We start from the raw sequence: 17,795 nt of genomic DNA, 5'->3' as shown, positions 1-17,795 counted from the left end.
CGCCTTCAAACGGTGACGAGAGCACCGGAACGGAGGTCGCCTGAAACACCCCGATCCACAGGTATTGACAATTTCTCAGCTGAGGAGCGGAAGCAGGCCAAGCGCAAGACCAAGAACGATCAGTGAGCTGGTCGCATCGGGACGCCTCTCTCGTGCAGTGCCTTCCAGACACTGCCCTTGCTTTTGCCGAGTCGCTGAGCGATCGTTCGGATCGACAGACCGTCGGTGACATACAGCCGGACCGCTTCGTTAATCTCATCCTGGGTCATGGGCTGTTGGCGCATGGCGACATCGTGGCCGGCTAGCAGCTTGAGCACACCACCCTTCGAGACCTCGTACCGACGGCATAGTTCGTTGGTAGACGTACCAGCGCGGTAGGCAGCGACCAGTTCGGCGATCGTGTCAGGGGACAGGCGGCGGTCCAGCCGACGTGTCTGAATCTTGTCGTCTGCCCTGGTCACGGGCCGTTTTGGCGCCTTGTTGATGCGCTGGATCAGGTATTGCAATTTCTGGGAATCATTTTTTGAATAATTTCCTAGGAGGCCGACAGATGAAGTAGCAGTTCAGAGGCGGTTCTCGAGAGATCGGGAGCCGCTTTTTTCATGCCCTGCAGGGCGCAACCGGGGCCCTGCTCATGCCGATCGCACTAATGCCGGCGCCGGCGAGCGTCCTGGGCGGCACGGACCCGGTCTGGACAGCCCGCAGCCACAAGTCGAAGACTATGGCTATCGGCACAAGGCGCAACAATCGACGAGGGAGTGATGATGGCGAGATACACCAGCGCGTCCAGAACTTGGGATGGCGGTTGGGCCGAAGCTGAACGCGCGGCCGAGAAGATGGTGTTTCGCGCACCGACGTTCGCGGTGGAGCTCGCCAAAGCACTGCGGCCCGACCGGCGTTCCGCGAATGTCGGCGGCAAGCTGGCTACCGTCACCGAAGAGGTGGTGATCAACGTTCCTGTCGATCGGATCTATGCGCAGGTAGCTGATGTGACCCAAATGGGCCGGTGGAGTCCGGAGAATACCGGTGCGGCCATCAAAGATGGTGGAATCGTGGGTGTAGGAACAGTTTTCGACGGTCACAATCTGCGGGGCAGGTTGCGCTGGACCACCCGCTGCGAGGTGATCGCCGCCGATGAGAACGAGTGCTTTGCCTTCAAAGTTAGGGCGATCGGATGGGGCCGACCGTTTCTGCGCTTCCCGATAGCGACCTGGACGTACCGGTTCCGGGCAATTGATGAGGCGACCGCCGCGGTCAGTGAGACCTGGACGGTTGGCCCTTGGCCGCGACCGGTAGTCGATGCAGTCAATCACTGGTCAGTGGACGGCCTGACGGGCGCTGAGATTCAGAGCAGGAACTTGGCTATCACACTGCGGAATCTGAAACAGCGGCTAGAAGCCGACGACTAGATCTTGTTGTCCGGCTAGCCTGGCGCCATGACCGTGAACTCGAAGGTTTCGCGCTCCTGGCTCCTGGTCAATCCGTCCCGCGAGCCTGACCTCGGGGCGCTTCTGGCGACCACCAACTCCGACGAGGTGATTCTGGATCTCGAAGACGCTGTCGCTCCCGATGAGAAGGAGGCGGCACGGGACCGGGTCATCGAATTCCTGAACTCCGGAGCCCGGGCGTGGGTCCGGGTCAACGACGCGTCCAGCGATTTCTGGTCTGCCGACTGTCGTGCCCTGGCTGAGTGCCGCGGGATGAAGGGCGTCGTGCTGGCCAAGACGGAGGGCGGAAATCACATGTGGGACACCGCGAACCGGCTCGGTGGTGAATCGCCGGTGATCGCGTTGATCGAGACCGCGCGCGGGCTGGCGCGCGTGCATGACATCGCCGCCGCGCGACCGTGCTTTCGCATCGCGTTCGGCGTCAACGACTACACGCTGGACATCGGGGTGGAGCAGGACCCGCTGGCTCTGGCCTACAGCCGGTCCCAGCTGGTCGTCGCGTCGCGCGCGGCACACATCCCGGGTCCGATCGACGGGCCGACCCGCGATCCGGATCAGCTGGCCGAGGGCGTGGCGCTCACTCGGCGGATGGGTATGACAGGCAAGCTCGCGCTGCGTTCGTCCGATGCCGAGACCATCAACGCCGGGCTGAGCCCGTCCGAATCTGATATCAGCTGGGCGCGCGAGTTCGTCGAGCAGTTCAACGCCCGCGGCGGAAAGCCCAAGGACGGCAGCGACTTACCTCGATTGAACCGCGCCAGGATCATTCTGGAGAAGGCGCGGCAACTTCGGCTGATACCGAGCTGAACGCTGCCGGCGGCAACCGCTGCAGGGGAGCGATGCGTCAGTTCAGCGGTACCCATCCGCGCGGGTCTACGTCCGTGGGTACGGCGCGGACGTAGTAGCAGTTGCTGAACCCCAGTGCGCCTTCGCAATGGTTGAAGATGCCGTTGCCGTCGGCTTGCCCGTCGCAGTATCCGCCCCAGGGCGTATTGATGCATTGTCCTGGTGTGGCGTGGGCTACGCCGATGGGGCTGAGTGCGAGCGCAGCGGCGATTGCTAGTGCGATTTTCATCAGCCCATCCCTCCTTCTGTCATGAGGTTTGATCTGTCGCGAGGCTCTGGTGGGTTGCCTACACCAGGCCCATAAATTCCGATGGTAGGCCGACTTCTCGAGCGCTGGCATCGTTATGTGGGCAGGCGAACAGGCGTCCCAGTGGACTTCCGAGACGGGTGTGACGTATGAGGTAGATGGGTATGGTCTTCTGGGCGCCAATGCCCAATTGCCGGAACCACCAGGAGATTTCGATGCGGGGGTTCTGGCGCACGATGAGGTGACAGCTTCGGTCGCGCCACCCGCCACGACCTACGCGGAACCCGCTACGGCAGGGGCGCGTACGTTCCTAGAGAATTACAGCCAAGAACCCAACGCACTCGACGAAAGCCATCATGTCTCAGGATCAGAACACAGACGTTCCACCGAACCACCTCTCCATCGACCCGCGCAGCGACTTCTATAGCGAAGAGGCGCTCCTCCGTGGTGTGGGTATCCGCTTCAACGGCGCCGAGAAGACCAATGTGTACGAGTACGACGTGGCCGAGGGCTGGGTGCGGGTGGAAGTTCCTACCGCCAAGGATCGCCGGGGAAATCCGATGGTCGTCAAGCTCAGCGGCACGGTGGAACCTTACTTCCGCACCTAGCAAATAGCTGAACCTTGGTGGATACCTCTGATGCGCCCACGATCACGGCCGCGGTCCCCGGGTCCTTCGAGTGGGGTGTGTTCCATGAGCGGCATCCGAAGCTGATTCGTCAGGTGCTGGAATCCTGGCCGTACACCTCCGCCGAACAGGCGATGTTGCAACAGCTTCTCGTCGAGAGCACCACTGGCGTCCTCGAGCCGTTGCCCGAGGACGCTCATGACCGGGACGATTGGCTGGCTTGGGGCGAGCACCTCTACGGACGCCCGTGGGGTGAGGCGCCATTCCTGTGGAGTGAAAGTTACTTCTACCGCCGATTGCTCGAGGCTGTCGGCTACTTCGGGGCGGGCGCCTGGCGCGGAGTCGACCCGTTCGCTCCGGTCAAGAATGCCGAGCTGACGGGACCGGCCGTTGACGAAGAACTGAGTGCGATCGCCGAGGTGACGGAGGGGTCGGGGGACCAGCAGCACGACGCGCTGCTGGTCGCCGCACTGTGGGGTAACCGCGCCGACCTCAGCTTCCAACTGCAGGCAGCCGCCGCAGGAGCTCGGCAGGAGGGCCTCCTCGTCGACGACAGCTCGATGCTGTGGTCTGCCCTCAGATCGCAGGACAACCCGATGGTCTGCGTCGTAGCAGACAACGCGGGACGCGAGCTGCTGGCTGATCTCGTCCTGGCCGACAGTCTGCTCACTCAGCGTCTTGCGGCCGAGATCGTGCTGTACGTCAAGCCGTACCCGTACTACGTGTCGGATGCGACCATGGCCGATGTGCTGTCGGTCATCCAACGGTTGAGGACCGAGCCCCGTCCGCAGATCGGCAGGATCGGCGACCGGCTCTGGCACTCCGTGCGTAGCGGCCGACTCAAGGTGCGCACCCACAGGTTCTTTTGTGCACCGCTGGCGTTCCACGACATGCCGGACGACCTCGCAGCCGAATTTGCGACCGCCAACATGACCCTGATGAAAGGCGACCTCAACTATCGGCGCCTCGTCGGCGACCGCTACTGGCCCGCCACTACACCGTTCAACGAAACCGTGGGTTATTTTCCGTCTCCGGTAGCGGCACTGCGGACGTTGAAATCGGAAGTTGTCGTCGGCCTCAGGTCCGTGCAAGTCGCGGAACTCGATGCCACTGGACAGCGATGGCGGACGGGCGGCGGATACGCATTGATCCAAGTTCGCGGGGAGTAGTTCAGGCGACTACCGGCTTGACCTGAGCGGCCGGGACGGAACCGGTGGCCAGTTGTCCTCGCATCCAGTCCTTACCGCCCTCGAGTTCGAACGGCGCGTAGTGCGGGTTCGGGTTGCTGGCCAGGAACACCGCGCCACTGATGGTCGCCTCGATCACGGCGAACACCTCGTTGAAGGGCGCGTGGAGCGTTACCGCGATCTGCCCGGAGAGGGAGAACGGGTTGCTGGTCCAGTCGTTCATGACCGCCTCGTAGACGGCGGCTTTGACCGCGCTCGACTGGTCGTCACTGTTCTCGGCGAAGATGTCGCCTTCCCGGTAGACGTCCACCCAGCTGTCGGGCTTGGTGGGGAAACCAGGCAGCCCGAACCGCTGGTTCGGATCCAGGCCGTGGGTACCGGACGCTTTCACCCATGATCGGGCCCAGGACGCGATGGAATCGGTCTGCCGGCACGGGTTGGCGTACGCCAGAACGCCTTTGAGGTCCGGGGTGCGCCAGGCGAGCGGCTGGCCGGGCTGCAGGAAGCGGAAGTAGAAGTACGATCCCACGATCGCGCCCTGGGAGTAGATGCCGAGCGACCAGGGCGTGCCCTCCGGAAACGGTACGCCGTTGTCCATTTGGGTGGTGCCGAGCAGTCGGGCGAGTTCGTTGACACCGCTGTCGTTGTCGAACGGGAGCGCCCCGTTGTTGTAACCGATGGGCTGATGATGGCAGATGCCTTCGGCCTCAAGGGTTGTCGCGGTGTCCGCGACGGGCCCGCTGAACATGTCCGACACGTGACCTTCGACCGTGAACATGATCGGGCGCAGATGAGGCATCGGGTTCTCCTCCCAACATGATGGTTCAATCACGCTCGACGCTATGTGCGGTGCCGGGTACCTGTATCGAGTAGCCGGCTACTCGAATCGGCGCGTTGACGCACTTACTCGACCAACGCGCCACCACAACGGCATTCGGTGCCCAGAGGGGCAGCGATTCGAGTAGTGGGCTACTGGTGCCCCCTGGGCATTTCGTCGTGACACTTGATTTCTCAACACTTCATCAATGGAGGGACTGATGACTGTCACTCGTGGCGACGTGGAGTTCGCCAAACGCATATTCTTCGACCGGCTCGGTGACGATTACGTCTACGGCGGCACCTGGGATCCCAACGATCACGGTGTGGGCTGTGACTGTTCTGGCCTGGTGACCGATGTGCTCTCAGCGGTGTTCGACGGCAACCAAATGGTGTGGGGCAGGCAAGGATTGTCCACCGAGTCGTATCGATACCAGCCGGTGGGCGAGCAGCACGTCGGGCCGTTCGATTTGGTGCACGTCGCATCGTTGAGCGACGTACCCGGCGATGCGCCGGTGGTGATCAACCTTCACCACGAAGGTGACGGCGGTCCGCATTCCCATATGAACTGTGTCGTCGACGGCGTCGCGATGGAATCGTCGGGTTCGTACGGGTGCTGTACCGCCCCCAAGGCCATCCCTTCTGACAGCAGCTATTGGAACGACCACTGGTATGTGGCGGGTCCTATTGTCGAAGACGGCACCCCGCCGGCTCAGGGCCACGTGGACAGCTTCTTTGCCGACGTGTCCGAATTCCAGGTGCCCGTCAGCGATTCCTACCCGTACAAGATTCTTTCAATCCGTGTATGCGACGGCACCCACCAGGATGCCAAGTTCGCGCAGAACTATTCGTGGATGCGCAATGCGCTGGACTCCGGCCGGTTGGAATGCGGCATCGTTTACACCTACGTGCGCCCGAATTGGCAGGACAATGCCAACACGGTGCGGCAGATGATCGATGCCAACGGGGGACTGCATCCCAAGGTCGTACTGATGCTGGACGTGGAAAGTGGCGGCAACCCCGCCGGCGACGGATCCGACTGGATCAACGCCCTTTACGACAATCTCGCCGAATACGCCGGTAACCCGGCGCGCGTCATCGGCTATGCCAACCAGGGCGACTTCAACACGATGTGGGTATCGCGACCCAAAGGACTACGGGTGATCGCCGCGTCGTACGGTTCCAACCCGCTGCTGCCAGGGCAGATCGCCCACCAGTACACAGACGGAGCTTATGGCGCCAACCAAGGTCTGCCGATGGGCTGTAACCCCTTCGGCAACTGCGACATGAACGTCGCAGACGGATTGTCGCCCAAAGATTTTGCTGCAGCCTGCGGCATCGGAACCACTGGCGGCGCAGCACCGGCAACCGCCGCGGCCACGGCCACGAAAACAGGAGCGATCACCATGGCTCAGCCCCAAGACATCCTGAACCTGCTGAACGGCGCCAACACCGACGGTTCACCGCTGATCGGCCCTGATGGAGCGGACTACCGCGAGGTGGACCTGCTGGCCCCGGACACCGTGCCGCTCGACGAAAAGCAGAACACCACGCGCTCGGTTCTGGACCAGATTACGACGCTGTCGAAGGTCCTCACCCGGACCCACAACGGCAAGACGCTGTTCGACATGGTGTCCGATCTGCACGACAAGATGTGAGTTCGATAATTCAGGCCGGATGTTAATCAACGGCCCGATGAATGGGACCTCATATTCCAGCGTCATAATGCCTCCACCAGCGGAAAGTGGCCGGTAGGCTGATACGCCGTGGCCCAGAACTGGCCGGTCGTTCACCGCGACAGTGAATTCTCGGTGATTCGCGGGGCGTTGCTCGGGGAATCCGGCGATTGCGGCATTGTCCTGGTCGGTGACGCGGGCGTAGGTAAAACGACGCTGGCCCGACTGGTTACCCAGTCGCTACCGGTGCGAGCGCACTGGGTTGCGGCGACGGAGTCGGCGCGGGGCATTCCGCTCGGGGTGTTTGCCCATCTGGTCCGCAGCGCCACGTCGCGCGACCCGGTGGCATTCCTGTCCGCCGCGCGCGAAACGATTCTGGCCGAAGGTCATTCGGTGATCGGTGTCGACGACGCCCATCTGCTTGATCAGTTGTCGGCGACTCTCCTGCACCAGCTGGCATTGGACGGGTCGGTGCGCATCGTGGCCACGGTGCGTGCGGGCGCGCCGGTTCCCGACGCGATCACGTCGCTGTGGAAGGACCGGTATCTGCAGCGGTTGCATCTGCTGCCGTTCAGCCAGCAGCAGTGTGTCGGTCTCATCGAGGAGGCCTTGGGCGGCCAGGTGGAGGGTCTGTCCGCCGAGCTCATGTGGCAGGCCTCGGGCGGGAATGCGCTGTTCGTCCGTCACCTGGTGGAGGGGGCCATCGAGGCGGGCACTCTGCGGCAGGTTCGGGGAGTCTGGCAGCTGCGGGGCCGGGCTGCGGTCACCTCGGAACTGGCGTCGTTGTTGGATTCCAGGGTCGACCAGTTGCCCGACCAGGTACTGCACGCGCTGCGGTTGCTGACCTTCTGTGAACCACTCGACCTGGACACCCTGACCGCGATCGTCGGTGCGGACGTGGTGGAAGATGCGGAGAGCCGTGGCCTGGTGCGGGTCGGCGAGGAGCCCGGTGGCATCGAGGTGAGGTTCACCCACCCCTTGTTCGGTGAGGTGATCCGCCGGCGGCTCGGAATGGCTGCGGCACGCCGGTTGCGCGGCGAACTCGTTCGCGCGATGCGGGACCGTCCGCTGAGTAGTTCGGCGCACCGGATTCGGTTGGCGGAGCTGACCCTGGACAGCGACGAGGTTCCCGAACTCGACCTGCTGGTCACGGCGGCGCGCGAGGCGATCGCGCTGACGAACGTGACGCTGGGTGAGCGGCTGGCTCGTGCCGCCACCAATCGGGGCGGCGGTCTCGAGGCCGGCGAATTGCTGGCGCGTTCGTTGCTGTGGCAGGGCAGGGCGACCGAGGCCGAGGAGACGCTGGGCGCGTTCGACCCCGAGCAGATGTCCGAACCGGAACTGCTCCGGTGGGGCTGGGCGCGTATCGCGAACCTGCACTGGTCGATGGGAGACGCCGAAGGCGCCGACGACGTGCTCGCGTTGCTCCGCGAACGGATCACGAGTCCCGAGCTGGTGCTGAACGTCGACGGCGCCGCATCGGCGACGCTGGCTTTCGAGAACCGACTGCCGGAGGCCGTGGCGATGGCCGAACGGGTGTTGGCCGACCCGGTCGCGCACCCAATCGCGTTGCAATGGGCGGCATTCGGTGGTGCGCTCGCGCTGGCGTTGATGGGACGCAGCGACGAGGTTGCGGTGCTGGCTCGCCGCGGTCGCATGGCCGGCGCGAAGGTGGACGGGTTGCTCCGCTATCTCACCGCGTTCGGGGAGGTGCGCGCGTTGGTGCTCGCCGGAGAATTCGACGCGGCGAGCAGCCGATCCGCCGGCATGATGCAGATCACCTCGTCGGGCCAGTATCTGGCGTGGGGCATGGCCAATGTGCTGGCAGGCACGGTTGGACTGGCCCGCGGCGACTTCGTCGAGACCGTGTCGCGGATGGAGCAGACGGTTGCGGCGCTGACCGCTGAGTCGGCGGCGTCGTGGAGCTTCCCGGCCCGGCTGCTGCTGGCGCAGTCCTATTGCGCGTTGGGCCGGGTGCAGCCGGGAGCCAAGATGGTCGCCGAGTTGAAAGTCCGCTCTGGCCGGCACGTCGCGGTGTTCGGCCCGCAGCTCAGGATCGCCGAGTCGTGGCTTGCCGCGGCCGAGGGAAACGTCAGCGCCGCAATCGAACTGGCACTGGATGCGGCCCGGTTGGCCAACAGCTCCGGCCAACGTGCGGTATCCATGTTGGCACTGCACGACGCCGTGCGATTCGGTGATCACAGTGCCGCGGACCGGCTGATCGACGTCGCCTCCGGCATCGGTGGCCGCCTCGCCACCGTGATCGTGGCGCATGCCCGGGCCGTCGGAGATCGCGACGCTGCTGGATTGTTCGTCGCCGCAGAGCAATTCGAGCAGCTCGGTGCGTTGTTGTCGGCGCTCGACGCCGCGGCGCAGGCATCGGCAGCCTTCGCGGCGGTCGATGATCGGCGGCGCAGCGCGCAGGCCGCAGCCGTAGCCAACCGGTTGGCCGCGCAGTGCGGGGGAGTTCGAACTCCGGCACTGGAATTGGCGACACATCCGTTGCCGTTGACGGTGCGCGAACGTGAAATTGCCAACCTGGTTGCCGCGGGGCTGAGCAACCGCGAAATCGCCGACCGGCTGACGGTGTCGGTACGGACGGTGGAGGGGCACCTGTATCGGGCGTGCATAAAGCTCGACATCTCGGACCGCGAGGATCTTGCCGGGCTGATTCGCCGCGGGGCTGCGAGTAACTGACCTTCAGTGAATTCGAGTAGTGGGGTACTCGCGACTGCGGATGCTGACGGAGCGATGGTGAGCCATGGCCACGTCACTCCAAGACACTGCAACTGTGCGGGACCTGTTCTTCGACGGCAGTCCTGGTCAACCGGCGGACGCGCTGACACGGTTACTGTGCCAGAGCTGCCCCACCATCGGCCGCGTCCCGCTGGACCTCATCGACACTGCCTGGCGCGAACTTGCCGATGCGACAAACGGATTCATGTCGACAAAGCTAGCTGCCGTCGTCGCCGCGGGATGGACGGCGTGCGACGCGTTCGAGAACGCCGCCCGCAGCACGCGTGACGACCCAGACGCCACGGAAGTGGTGGCCCTCGTGCAACACCGGATCGCGGCCAGCCAGCGGCCGAGCATCGCGGTGTACCTTGGCGGCACGCGACTCGCCGCCGTCGAGATCGAGGTGGAGATCGCCGTAACCATCGCTGGGATGATCGCGGTGGTCGAGGAGGCCCGGCTGACCGAGGTCCGAGCCGGGAACTGCACCGTGAGCGGTTCGCTCTCCGTACAGGGGATCGTGTTGCTGACACGTCAACATGAATACGATCTGCAGGGAGCGCTCCGGCTGCGTGACGGCGGGACCTTGAGCGAGCCGGCACCGAGCAGCGGTACTGAACCCGTTGTCTTCAGCATGGCCGAGGTACGGATGACCGCATGAACAGTCGCCGCATACGCTGGCCGACGTGAACGAGAACGACAACGCGGACGACGACGGCAACCTCCAGATAAGCGGGCCGGTGCAACTTCGTCGCGAACGTTGTGCCGCCACGACCGCCGATCAGCGGCTGCTGGACCGGCACGACGGTGTCGAATGGCTGCACACCGACCCCTGGCGGGTGTTGCGGATCCAGGGCGAGTTCGTCGAGGGTTTCGGCGCCCTCGCCGAAATGCCCAAGGCTGTTACGGTTTTCGGCTCAGCTCGAACGACACCCCATTCACCCGAGTACCGGTTGGGTGAGGAATTGGGTACCGCGCTGGTGCGCGCGGGCTACGCGGTGATCACCGGGGGCGGCCCGGGTGCGATGGAGGCGGTCAACCGTGGGGCCAGCGAGTCCGGCGGGTACTCGGTCGGCCTGGGTATCGAGCTCCCGTTCGAGCAGCGCCTCAACCACTGGGTCGACCTCGGAATCAACTTCCGCTACTTCTTCGTGCGCAAGACCATGTTCGTCAAATATGCCAAGGCATTCGTGTGCCTGCCCGGCGGCTTCGGCACCCTCGACGAATTGTTCGAAGCCTTGACCCTCGTGCAGACCCGCAAGGTCACCGCCTTTCCGATCATCCTGTTGGGCGTCGACTACTGGTCGGGTCTCATCGACTGGGTTCGCAACACCGTCCAGGCCGAGGGAAAGATCTCCGCATCCGACCTCGACCTCATCCACTGCACCGACAGCGTGGCCGAGGCAGTAAAGATCATCGTCGCGTCGGCGCGGTAGCCGGCCCGTCGCTTATCCCAGTAATTCCACGCACTTCTGGCGATCGACCACCAGCTGGCGGTAGGCGCAGGATCGACGAGGGGTGTGCGGTGGCGATTGCCGCCAAGTCGTGGTTGGGTGCCGTGTCGGTCGGGAGTTTCAGCGTCTCGCCGCGATGATGAGTGAGCCGAAGTCGTTGCCGAGGAGCAGTTCAGGTATTCGACACCATGGCGAGGTGCGCCTGCAGTGGCCGGGTGATGAAGTCGCGATGCTTGATGCGCTGGCCTGTGCGGTCGTCAACGAGCTTTTCCGTGATGAGCCGTACACCGCAGAGGATGAACACCCAGGCGATGTTGTAGGCCCACACCCAGCCGATCGTGGTCCAAGAGATCGCGGGTACCAGCCAGCCGAAGCCGCACATCAGCACCGCCAGGATCTGGGTGAGCGCGATGGCGATGACCAGCGGCGCCGCAGGGAAGGGTCGCAGGAAGAACCAGCGTTCGCTGCGGGTGACGAACAACAGCAGATGTCCGCCGGCGACCAGCTGCAGAAAGATCACCGTCTGCAGGTGCGATTGGTCGAACAGGCCAAAATACTGCCGCAAGTATGAATCGGACAGCACCCCCATGCCGATCAGCAGCAGCCCGAACGACTGCACGACCGAGAAGAAGCCGAGAACGGCCGAAATGCTCAGCAGCCGAGGCATTTTCCAGCGGATCGGACGCTCACTGATCGGAGTGTTGTCGTAGGCGATGGTCATGATCGGAATGTCATCGAGGAGCGAGATGAGCACGATCATGATCGCGGTAAGAGGCTGGAAGCCCAGGGCGGTCGTCGACAGCACCACCAGGAACATGATGTCCATGGTCAAGGCCACGCGGTAGATCGTGTAGCTGGTGATCCGTCCGAAGATCCGGCGGGCCTCGTCGATGGCGTCGTTGATCACCGACAGGCCGGGGGCGGTGAGGATCAATGCCGCTGCGCCGCGGGCGGCGTCGGTGGCCCCCGAAACCGCAGTGCCGCAGTCGGCTTGCTTCAACGCCGGCGCATCGTTGACGCCGTCGCCGGTCATCGCGACCAGGTGGCCGTGTGCCTGCAGCGACTTCACGATGGCGTATTTGTGCTCGGGGAACACCCGGGCGAAGCCGTCTGCCTTCTCGATCGCGTCGGCGATCGCCGGTGGCACGTTGTTCGGATCCATGTCCTTGGGGAACTCGTCCGCCGCCGCGACGAGATTGGTTCCCATACCGAGCTGGCGGGCGGTCTCTCGCGCGATCGCGATGTCGTCGCCGGTGACCATCATGACCCGCACGCCTTTGGCATTGACCATGTCGATCGTCTGTTTGGAATCGTCGCGTGGCGGGTCGAACATCGGCAGGATGCCGAGGAGCACCCACGTCTGGCCGCCGTCCTCCGAACGGGCGACGCCGAGTGCGCGGTAGCCCTTCGCGCCGAGCCTCTCGACGGTCGTCGTGAGCTTCTTGGCGTCCGCGCCGGATACCCCGACAAGATCCCCGATCACCTGCGGCGCGCCCTTGGAGACGACGATCGTCTTGCCTGTCGCGTCAGTGACCGTTGCCGCGGTGCGCTTGGTCACCGGGTCGAACGGCAGGAAGTTCGTCTGCTTGTACGCCTTGAGCGCGTTCTGATCCTTCAGCGCTTCGATCACCGCGGTGTCGATCGCATCGCGGTCCTCGATCCTCGAGGCGAGCGCGGCGGCGAGGACGACCTCCTGCGGGTCCTTCGACGCGAACAGGATTGGCTCGTCGAGTTTGAGCTGGTTCTTCGTCAAGGTACCGGTCTTGTCGGAACAGAGGATGTCGACGCCCGCCATCTCCTCGATCGCGTCGAGCCGTGAGACGATCGCCTGTTGCTTCGAAAGCGCCAGGGCGCCAAGGGCCATCGTGATCGAGAACACCGCCGGCATCGCCACGGGGATCGATGCGACCAGCAGGATCAACACGAACTGCAGGATGGCGAGCGCATTGCTCAGATTCCAATCGTCTGCGACGACGATGTCGTGGTACACGCGGAAGGCCACCATGATCGCCGCGAGCACCACTGCCAGGACGATCAGGAAGTTGCCGATCTGGAACATCGCCTTCTGGGCGTGACTGGTCGAGCCGGCGCCGGCGACCAACTTCGCCGTCCTACCGAAGAAGGTGTTGGAGCCTGTGGCGATGACCACGGCCACCATTTCACCCTGCTTGACCACGCTGCCGGCGAACGCCTCGTCACCGACCTTCTTCGCCACCGGCACCGACTCGCCGGTCAGAGCCGCCTGATCGATGGAGGCGAACTCGCCCGAGACCATGCGCAAGTCGGCCGGCACGATCATGCCGAGTCGGATCTTGACGATGTCGCCCGGCACCAGCGTCGATGCCTGGATGGGTTGCCACGTGCCGTCGCGCAGCGCCGTCGCCTCGGGTGCCAGGCCCTTTTTCAGCGCCGCCAACGCGTTTGACGCCTTCATGTCCTGCCATAAGTCGAGGCTGGCGTTGAAGATCAGCAGCGCCGCGATGATGATGAAGTCCTGCCAGTGACCCAGGATCGCCGAGACCAGGGCCGCCGCCTCGATCATGTAGGCGATCGGGCCCGTGAAGTAGCCGATGACCTTGGAAAGGAGGCTCTTCTCCTTCTCGACGATGGCGTTCGGCCCGTACTGGGCCAACCGCCGGCGTGCCTCGGCGCCGCTCAAACCCCGATCGGCGTCCACGTGGAGTTGGGTGAGAACCTGTTCGACCGGCATCTTCTCCAGGTCGGCGGCGGCAGCCGAGCCACCCTGCTCGCCGGCCCGGTCCGGCGCCGGAGCGTCAACGGCCATTCGTTGACTCCGCTGTGTTGGCATTCGTGCCGAGCAACTCGGTCTTCGCTTCCGCCAGTGCGGCTTTGGCTGCGGCGCTCACGGTCGGATACTGAGGATTCAGGCCACGCAGCGTCTCCAGTAGAACCGCCGAGGTGGACAGGTGGCTGAACCACTTGTGGTCGGCTGGTATGACGTGCCACGGCGCCCAGTCGGTGCTGGTGTGCGTCAGCATCTCCTGGAAGGCCACTTGATAGTCGTGCCAGAACGCGCGCTCTTGCAGATCGGCGGCAGAGAACTTCCAGTTCTTCTCGGGATCTTCGATGCGCGCGAGGAACCGGCGTTCTTGTTCGTCCTTTGACACGTTGAGGAACAGCTTGACGATCACCGTTCCGTTGTCGGTCAGATACCGCTCCCAGTCATTGATGTCGCGATATCGCCTGTGCCAGAGTCCTTCTGGATTCAGCACTGCGGAGCGCGGCCATAGCATCTCCGGGTGCACCCGGGTGATGATCACGTTCTCATAGTGTGACCGGTTGAACACGGCGATACGACCCAACTCGGGCAGTGCCATCTGGTGACGCCAAAGGTAGTCGTGCGCACGTTCGGTCGCCGACGGAGCCTTGAAGCTGTGTACGTCGACGCCCTCGGGATTGAGTCCGCTCATCACGTGTTTGATGGTGCCGTCCTTGCCCGCCGCGTCGATTGCCTGCAGAACGATCAACAATGAGCGTTCAGCTTGGGCGAAGAACCGGTCTTGGAGATCGAACAGAGTCGCGGTCGCCTCGGCCAACTCGGCCAGCCCGCCTTGCTTGGCGAGTTCCTTGTCGTGGCGGCCGGGATCGAAGTCCTCGGCCAAGTCAACCGTCGAACCCGGTTGAACTACGGTCGCCTGTGCCAACGCTTTCCAGTTCACCGACAACGTCGTCCCCACGGTTTGCCCCTGATCGATCGAGCGGCCCGCTCGCGGGCGTGGCTCGATGTGACCACGGGTTCTCCCCAGGCGGTCAGGGCCGTAAGTCCTCAAAATGGCGTCAGTCGTCACTGCGGCATCACGCAGATCGGCATGCAACTGCGGTGAACCGTGCAGGCGCGTGGCTGTCTCCTGCACGATCCGGACAGCCCCTCACGGAACTGCCGGTCATACCCCATCCGCTTCTCTGGTATCCGTCCCCCTCGTTATCGATGCCTCTCCGATTTGGGGAGAACCTCAACCCAGGCGCGACGCTTGCCGTCCCGCGTCTTGCGTCCGCCAGTCCCGGTTCGGAACGCCCGCTGTTCAGCCCCGAGCGTGATTGTGGGGGAAGATCGTAGGTGGGCCTGCGCCTCGCGGCAGTTCGCCGCAGTACCCGGGAGGGGTCGATGTCCGTGAACGCCGATGAGCGGGTCGGCGTCGGCATGGACCGACGCAACGAAACGGTGATCGAGTCCGGGGTCACCTGCTGGCGGTCGGCAACGGCCAATCGCTACGCCCCCATCGTCGATGGTGCTGAGTACCTGCGGCACGTCAAGGCCGCGATGTTGAACGCTCAGCAGCGAATCGTCGTCATTGGCTGGGACCTGGGCCTCCGGACTGCATTCGAGCGCGACGAAGCGACGTTGGAAGGCCCCAACAACCTCGGCCCGTTCCTGCACTGGCTGCTGGGTAAGCGTCCCGAACTGAACGTGTATCTGCTGAAGTCCAACCTTCGGCTCCTGCCCGCTTTCGACGGGTTCTGGTTCGGCGTCGTGCCGGTGAGTCTGCTCAACCAGTTCACCTCGGCGCGAATGCACTTCGCAGTCGACGGAGTGCACCCCACCGGTGCCGTGCACCACCAGAAGATCGTGGTCGTCGATGATGCGGTGGCCTTCTGCGGCGGCATCGATCTCGCGCTCGGGCGCTGGGATACCCGCGCGCATCTTCCCGTCGATCCGCGCAGGCACGGCCCAGGCGATGCGTACGGCCCACGCCACGAAGTCGCCGCTGCGGTGGACGGTCCCGCAGGGGAGCTGCTTGCGGAGCAGGCCCGCGAGCGGTGGAAGGCCGCGACCGGTCGAGAGCTGGCCAAGGACGTACCGTACGCATCCCCGTGGCCCGAGGGGCTCAGGCCCGCGCTGCGCAACGTCGAGGTGGCGGTGGCCCGCACACTTCCAGCGCTGCCCCAGCGCAGTGAGGTCCGGGAGATCGAGGCACTGGATGTCGCTGCCATCGCTGCCGCTCGTGACGTCATCTATCTGGAGAATCAGTACTTTGCCTCGCGGCGCATCGCGGAAGCGATCGCGACGCGGCTGCGGGAACAGCACGGGCCCGAAGTGGTCATCATCCTGCCGCGCAGCTCTGAGAGCCGTCTGGAACAGGAGTCGATGGATAGTGCTCGCGAACGCCTCATACGATTGCTCAGGCGGGCGGATCTGCACGGGCGGTTGGGGGTTTATTGGCCGGTGGCCGGCAGGGGGGTGTCGGTTTACGTGCACTCGAAGGTCATCGTCGTAGACGGCCGACTGCTCCGCATCGGTTCCTCCAACTTCAACAACCGATCGCTGGGCTTCGACAGCGAATGCGATGTTGCGATAGAAGCAAACCCCGCGCTGGCGAATTGCGCCGATGTGGAGCGTGAGATCCTCTTCACCCGGGACAGTCTGGTGGCCGAGCATTTGGGGGTCTCCGTGGGAGACTTCCGCGATGAAGTGGAGCGCCGGGGGGCCTTCCGTTACGGCATCGAAGAGCTGCGCGGTGCTGGTCGTTCGCTGCGAAAGCTGACCGACACGATGATGTCTGCTGACAACGGTCCTCTGGCAGAGAACGATCTCATGGATCCTGACCACGTCCCCCGGTCGATTGCGCGGAGCACGTTGAAACTGGCCGAGTCGGTGGTGATGTGGCCGTTGCGTCGATCGCCGTTCGGCACGTGGTACCAGAAGCTGCGCGGTGCCGATACCAACTCGACTCTCAACGAAAGTGTCCTGCCGGCAGGCGATTTGGAAGAATCCCCTCCTTCACTACCCGGCGCTACGGAGTGGGACGAAAGCAGTCAGTGACGCTCCAGGTCGACCACCAGGGGTCGGTGATCCGAGATCGGCATCAATGGTGCCTCCCGGTGACGGACGCTGAACCCGGGGTCATCGGTGAGGACGTGGTCGAGTTGACGGCGCGGACGATGGGCCGGAAACGTCGGTGCCGCCGCCAGCGTCCGCAGGCCCGACCACCGCTGCGCCGCGGCGGGTGTGAGATTTAGATCGCCGACCACCAGACGTGGCCCCGGGAGGCCGCGCAGCTCAGCGACGATCCGGCGCAACTGTCGCCGATTCCATCCGGGCACGAACGACAGGTGGGTGTTGGCTACCGTCAGTGGGCCGAGTGCAGTCTCCAGTTGGGCGACGACGGCCACTCGAGGTTCTTCGTTCATGACGACCACCCGACGGGGGATAGGCAGATACATCGGAAACCGGGCGGGTATGTGCGGCAGTCGCAGCACCTGCCAGTCAGAGGCTGGAAACCGCGACAGCAGTGCGATTCCGTACGCCGCCGATCCGCGTTGCTCGGTGCCCGTCGCGGCGACCCAGGTCGCCCCCGGAGTTCCCGAGATCGAAGCCACGAAACGGTGGGTGACGGCATCCATCGCCTCCGCGGCAACGGCGGTCAGGTCGACTCCGCCCGAACGCTCCTGACCGAGGTCGACCTCCTGTAAAGCCAGAATATCGGGCTGCAGCCGCAGGATGCTGTCGCGCAGCCCAGCCGGGTCGACGACGTCGCCGACGGTTCGGCCGTGCAAGATATTGAAGGTCACGACACGCATGGCGATCACCTATCTTGTGGGCTGGTCCACCGGTAAGTCCTCTGACTTGCCCACATAGTCATGTCTAGCATCCCGGCGCCGGGTTGCCAGAACGCGGTGCGCTACGACGCAAGGCACAGGACGTCGAAGGCCATGGCCACCTGGACGTCATCAAGGTTTCCCAGATAGTGATGGATATCCTTCGACCGGGAGTCGAAAAGCTTTGTACCGCAGACAGTATCG

General features: G+C 64.1%; 15 protein-coding genes. 9 read left to right on the top strand and 6 right to left on the bottom strand.

The window, feature by feature from the left end:
* Window positions 1–119: 119 nt before the first annotated feature.
* A complete protein-coding gene (locus AC3WTE_RS12140; RefSeq protein ID WP_492437707.1) occupies window positions 120–461 on the bottom strand; it encodes a helix-turn-helix domain-containing protein in 342 nt (113 codons plus the stop codon).
* A gap of 402 nt (window positions 462–863) precedes the next feature.
* Here AC3WTE_RS12140 and AC3WTE_RS12135 point away from each other — a divergent pair, with 402 nt between their 5' ends.
* Window positions 864–1,409, top strand: coding sequence for an SRPBCC family protein (locus AC3WTE_RS12135; RefSeq protein ID WP_492437706.1), 546 nt, complete (start codon window positions 864–866; stop codon window positions 1,407–1,409).
* 27 nt (window positions 1,410–1,436) lie between these two features.
* Window positions 1,437–2,255: an HpcH/HpaI aldolase/citrate lyase family protein gene (locus tag AC3WTE_RS12130; protein ID WP_492437705.1), complete on the top strand. Its 819-nt coding sequence runs from the start codon at window positions 1,437–1,439 to the stop codon at window positions 2,253–2,255.
* 37 nt (window positions 2,256–2,292) lie between these two features.
* On the opposite strand, the gene AC3WTE_RS12125 is transcribed toward AC3WTE_RS12130, so the two are convergent.
* Window positions 2,293–2,523: a hypothetical protein gene (locus tag AC3WTE_RS12125; protein ID WP_492437703.1), complete on the bottom strand. Its 231-nt coding sequence runs from the start codon at window positions 2,521–2,523 to the stop codon at window positions 2,293–2,295.
* Window positions 2,524–2,897: 374 nt separating this feature from the next.
* Between AC3WTE_RS12125 and AC3WTE_RS12120 the strand changes: the two genes are divergently transcribed.
* Together AC3WTE_RS12120 and AC3WTE_RS12115 are read left to right on the top strand one after the other, a co-directional pair.
* Window positions 2,898–3,149, top strand: a complete 252-nt coding sequence (locus AC3WTE_RS12120) for a DUF3297 family protein (RefSeq protein WP_492437702.1) — start codon at window positions 2,898–2,900, stop codon at window positions 3,147–3,149.
* A 17-nt stretch (window positions 3,150–3,166) separates the two neighbouring features.
* Window positions 3,167–4,336: a damage-control phosphatase ARMT1 family protein gene (locus AC3WTE_RS12115; protein ID WP_492437701.1), complete on the top strand. Its 1,170-nt coding sequence runs from the start codon at window positions 3,167–3,169 to the stop codon at window positions 4,334–4,336.
* A gap of 1 nt (window position 4,337) precedes the next feature.
* Here AC3WTE_RS12115 and AC3WTE_RS12110 read toward each other — a convergent pair whose 3' ends face one another.
* Window positions 4,338–5,153: a peptidoglycan-binding protein gene (locus AC3WTE_RS12110; RefSeq protein WP_492437700.1), complete on the bottom strand. Its 816-nt coding sequence runs from the start codon at window positions 5,151–5,153 to the stop codon at window positions 4,338–4,340.
* A gap of 238 nt (window positions 5,154–5,391) precedes the next feature.
* On the opposite strand from AC3WTE_RS12110, the gene AC3WTE_RS12105 reads away from it, so the two are divergent.
* The 4 genes from AC3WTE_RS12105 to AC3WTE_RS12090 all read left to right on the top strand — a co-directional run bounded on the left by AC3WTE_RS12105 (window position 5,392) and on the right by AC3WTE_RS12090 (window position 11,015).
* The gene (locus AC3WTE_RS12105) at window positions 5,392–6,828 is read left to right on the top strand and encodes a glycoside hydrolase family 25 domain-containing protein (protein ID WP_492437699.1); all 1,437 of its coding nucleotides are present in this window, start codon (window positions 5,392–5,394) and stop codon (window positions 6,826–6,828) included.
* A 108-nt stretch (window positions 6,829–6,936) separates the two neighbouring features.
* Window positions 6,937–9,543, top strand: coding sequence for a helix-turn-helix transcriptional regulator (locus tag AC3WTE_RS12100; RefSeq protein WP_492437697.1), 2,607 nt, complete (start codon window positions 6,937–6,939; stop codon window positions 9,541–9,543).
* Window positions 9,544–9,607: 64 nt separating this feature from the next.
* Window positions 9,608–10,240 (top strand): hypothetical protein, encoded by a 633-nt coding sequence (locus tag AC3WTE_RS12095; protein WP_492437696.1) that lies wholly within the window; start codon window positions 9,608–9,610, stop codon window positions 10,238–10,240.
* A 25-nt stretch (window positions 10,241–10,265) separates the two neighbouring features.
* The gene (locus AC3WTE_RS12090) at window positions 10,266–11,015 is read left to right on the top strand and encodes an LOG family protein (RefSeq protein ID WP_459365544.1); all 750 of its coding nucleotides are present in this window, start codon (window positions 10,266–10,268) and stop codon (window positions 11,013–11,015) included.
* Window positions 11,016–11,205: 190 nt separating this feature from the next.
* Here the strand turns inward: AC3WTE_RS12090 and AC3WTE_RS12085 are convergent, their stop codons facing one another.
* Entirely contained in the window at window positions 11,206–13,818 is a 2,613-nt protein-coding gene (locus AC3WTE_RS12085) for a plasma-membrane proton-efflux P-type ATPase (protein WP_492437695.1), read from the bottom strand.
* On the bottom strand, window positions 13,808–14,731 hold the full coding sequence (locus tag AC3WTE_RS12080; RefSeq protein WP_492437694.1) for a polyphosphate kinase 2 family protein: 924 nt from the start codon (window positions 14,729–14,731) through the stop codon (window positions 13,808–13,810). Before AC3WTE_RS12080 ends, AC3WTE_RS12085 begins: the two co-directional genes overlap by 11 nt.
* A gap of 464 nt (window positions 14,732–15,195) precedes the next feature.
* Here AC3WTE_RS12080 and AC3WTE_RS12075 point away from each other — a divergent pair, with 464 nt between their 5' ends.
* Complete coding sequence (locus AC3WTE_RS12075) at window positions 15,196–16,815, top strand: phospholipase D-like domain-containing protein (protein WP_492437739.1); 1,620 nt, start codon at window positions 15,196–15,198, stop codon at window positions 16,813–16,815.
* Here AC3WTE_RS12075 and AC3WTE_RS12070 read toward each other — a convergent pair.
* Window positions 16,809–17,573, bottom strand: a complete 765-nt coding sequence (locus AC3WTE_RS12070) for an endonuclease/exonuclease/phosphatase family protein (RefSeq protein WP_492437693.1) — start codon at window positions 17,571–17,573, stop codon at window positions 16,809–16,811. The genes AC3WTE_RS12075 and AC3WTE_RS12070 overlap by 7 nt on opposite strands.
* Window positions 17,574–17,795 lie beyond the last annotated feature (222 nt).

The organism is Mycobacterium sp. FW102-FHT13B02 (genome assembly GCF_058790275.1).
This window is presented reverse-complemented; position numbering and strand designations above follow the sequence as displayed.

What these genes read in the sequence shown, in the direction of transcription:
- AC3WTE_RS12130 (WP_492437705.1), top strand. Translation starts at nt 1,437, where the DNA reads ATGACCGTGAACTCGAAGGTTTCGCGCTCCTGGCTCCTGGTCAATCCG.
- AC3WTE_RS12125 (WP_492437703.1), bottom strand. Translation starts at nt 2,523, where the DNA reads ATGAAAATCGCACTAGCAATCGCCGCTGCGCTCGCACTCAGCCCCATC.
- AC3WTE_RS12120 (WP_492437702.1), top strand. Translation starts at nt 2,898, where the DNA reads ATGTCTCAGGATCAGAACACAGACGTTCCACCGAACCACCTCTCCATC.
- AC3WTE_RS12110 (WP_492437700.1), bottom strand. Translation starts at nt 5,153, where the DNA reads ATGCCTCATCTGCGCCCGATCATGTTCACGGTCGAAGGTCACGTGTCG.
- AC3WTE_RS12105 (WP_492437699.1), top strand. Translation starts at nt 5,392, where the DNA reads ATGACTGTCACTCGTGGCGACGTGGAGTTCGCCAAACGCATATTCTTC.
- AC3WTE_RS12095 (WP_492437696.1), top strand. Translation starts at nt 9,608, where the DNA reads ATGGCCACGTCACTCCAAGACACTGCAACTGTGCGGGACCTGTTCTTC.
- AC3WTE_RS12085 (WP_492437695.1), bottom strand. Translation starts at nt 13,818, where the DNA reads ATGGCCGTTGACGCTCCGGCGCCGGACCGGGCCGGCGAGCAGGGTGGC.
- AC3WTE_RS12075 (WP_492437739.1), top strand. Translation starts at nt 15,196, where the DNA reads ATGGACCGACGCAACGAAACGGTGATCGAGTCCGGGGTCACCTGCTGG.
- AC3WTE_RS12070 (WP_492437693.1), bottom strand. Translation starts at nt 17,573, where the DNA reads ATGCGTGTCGTGACCTTCAATATCTTGCACGGCCGAACCGTCGGCGAC.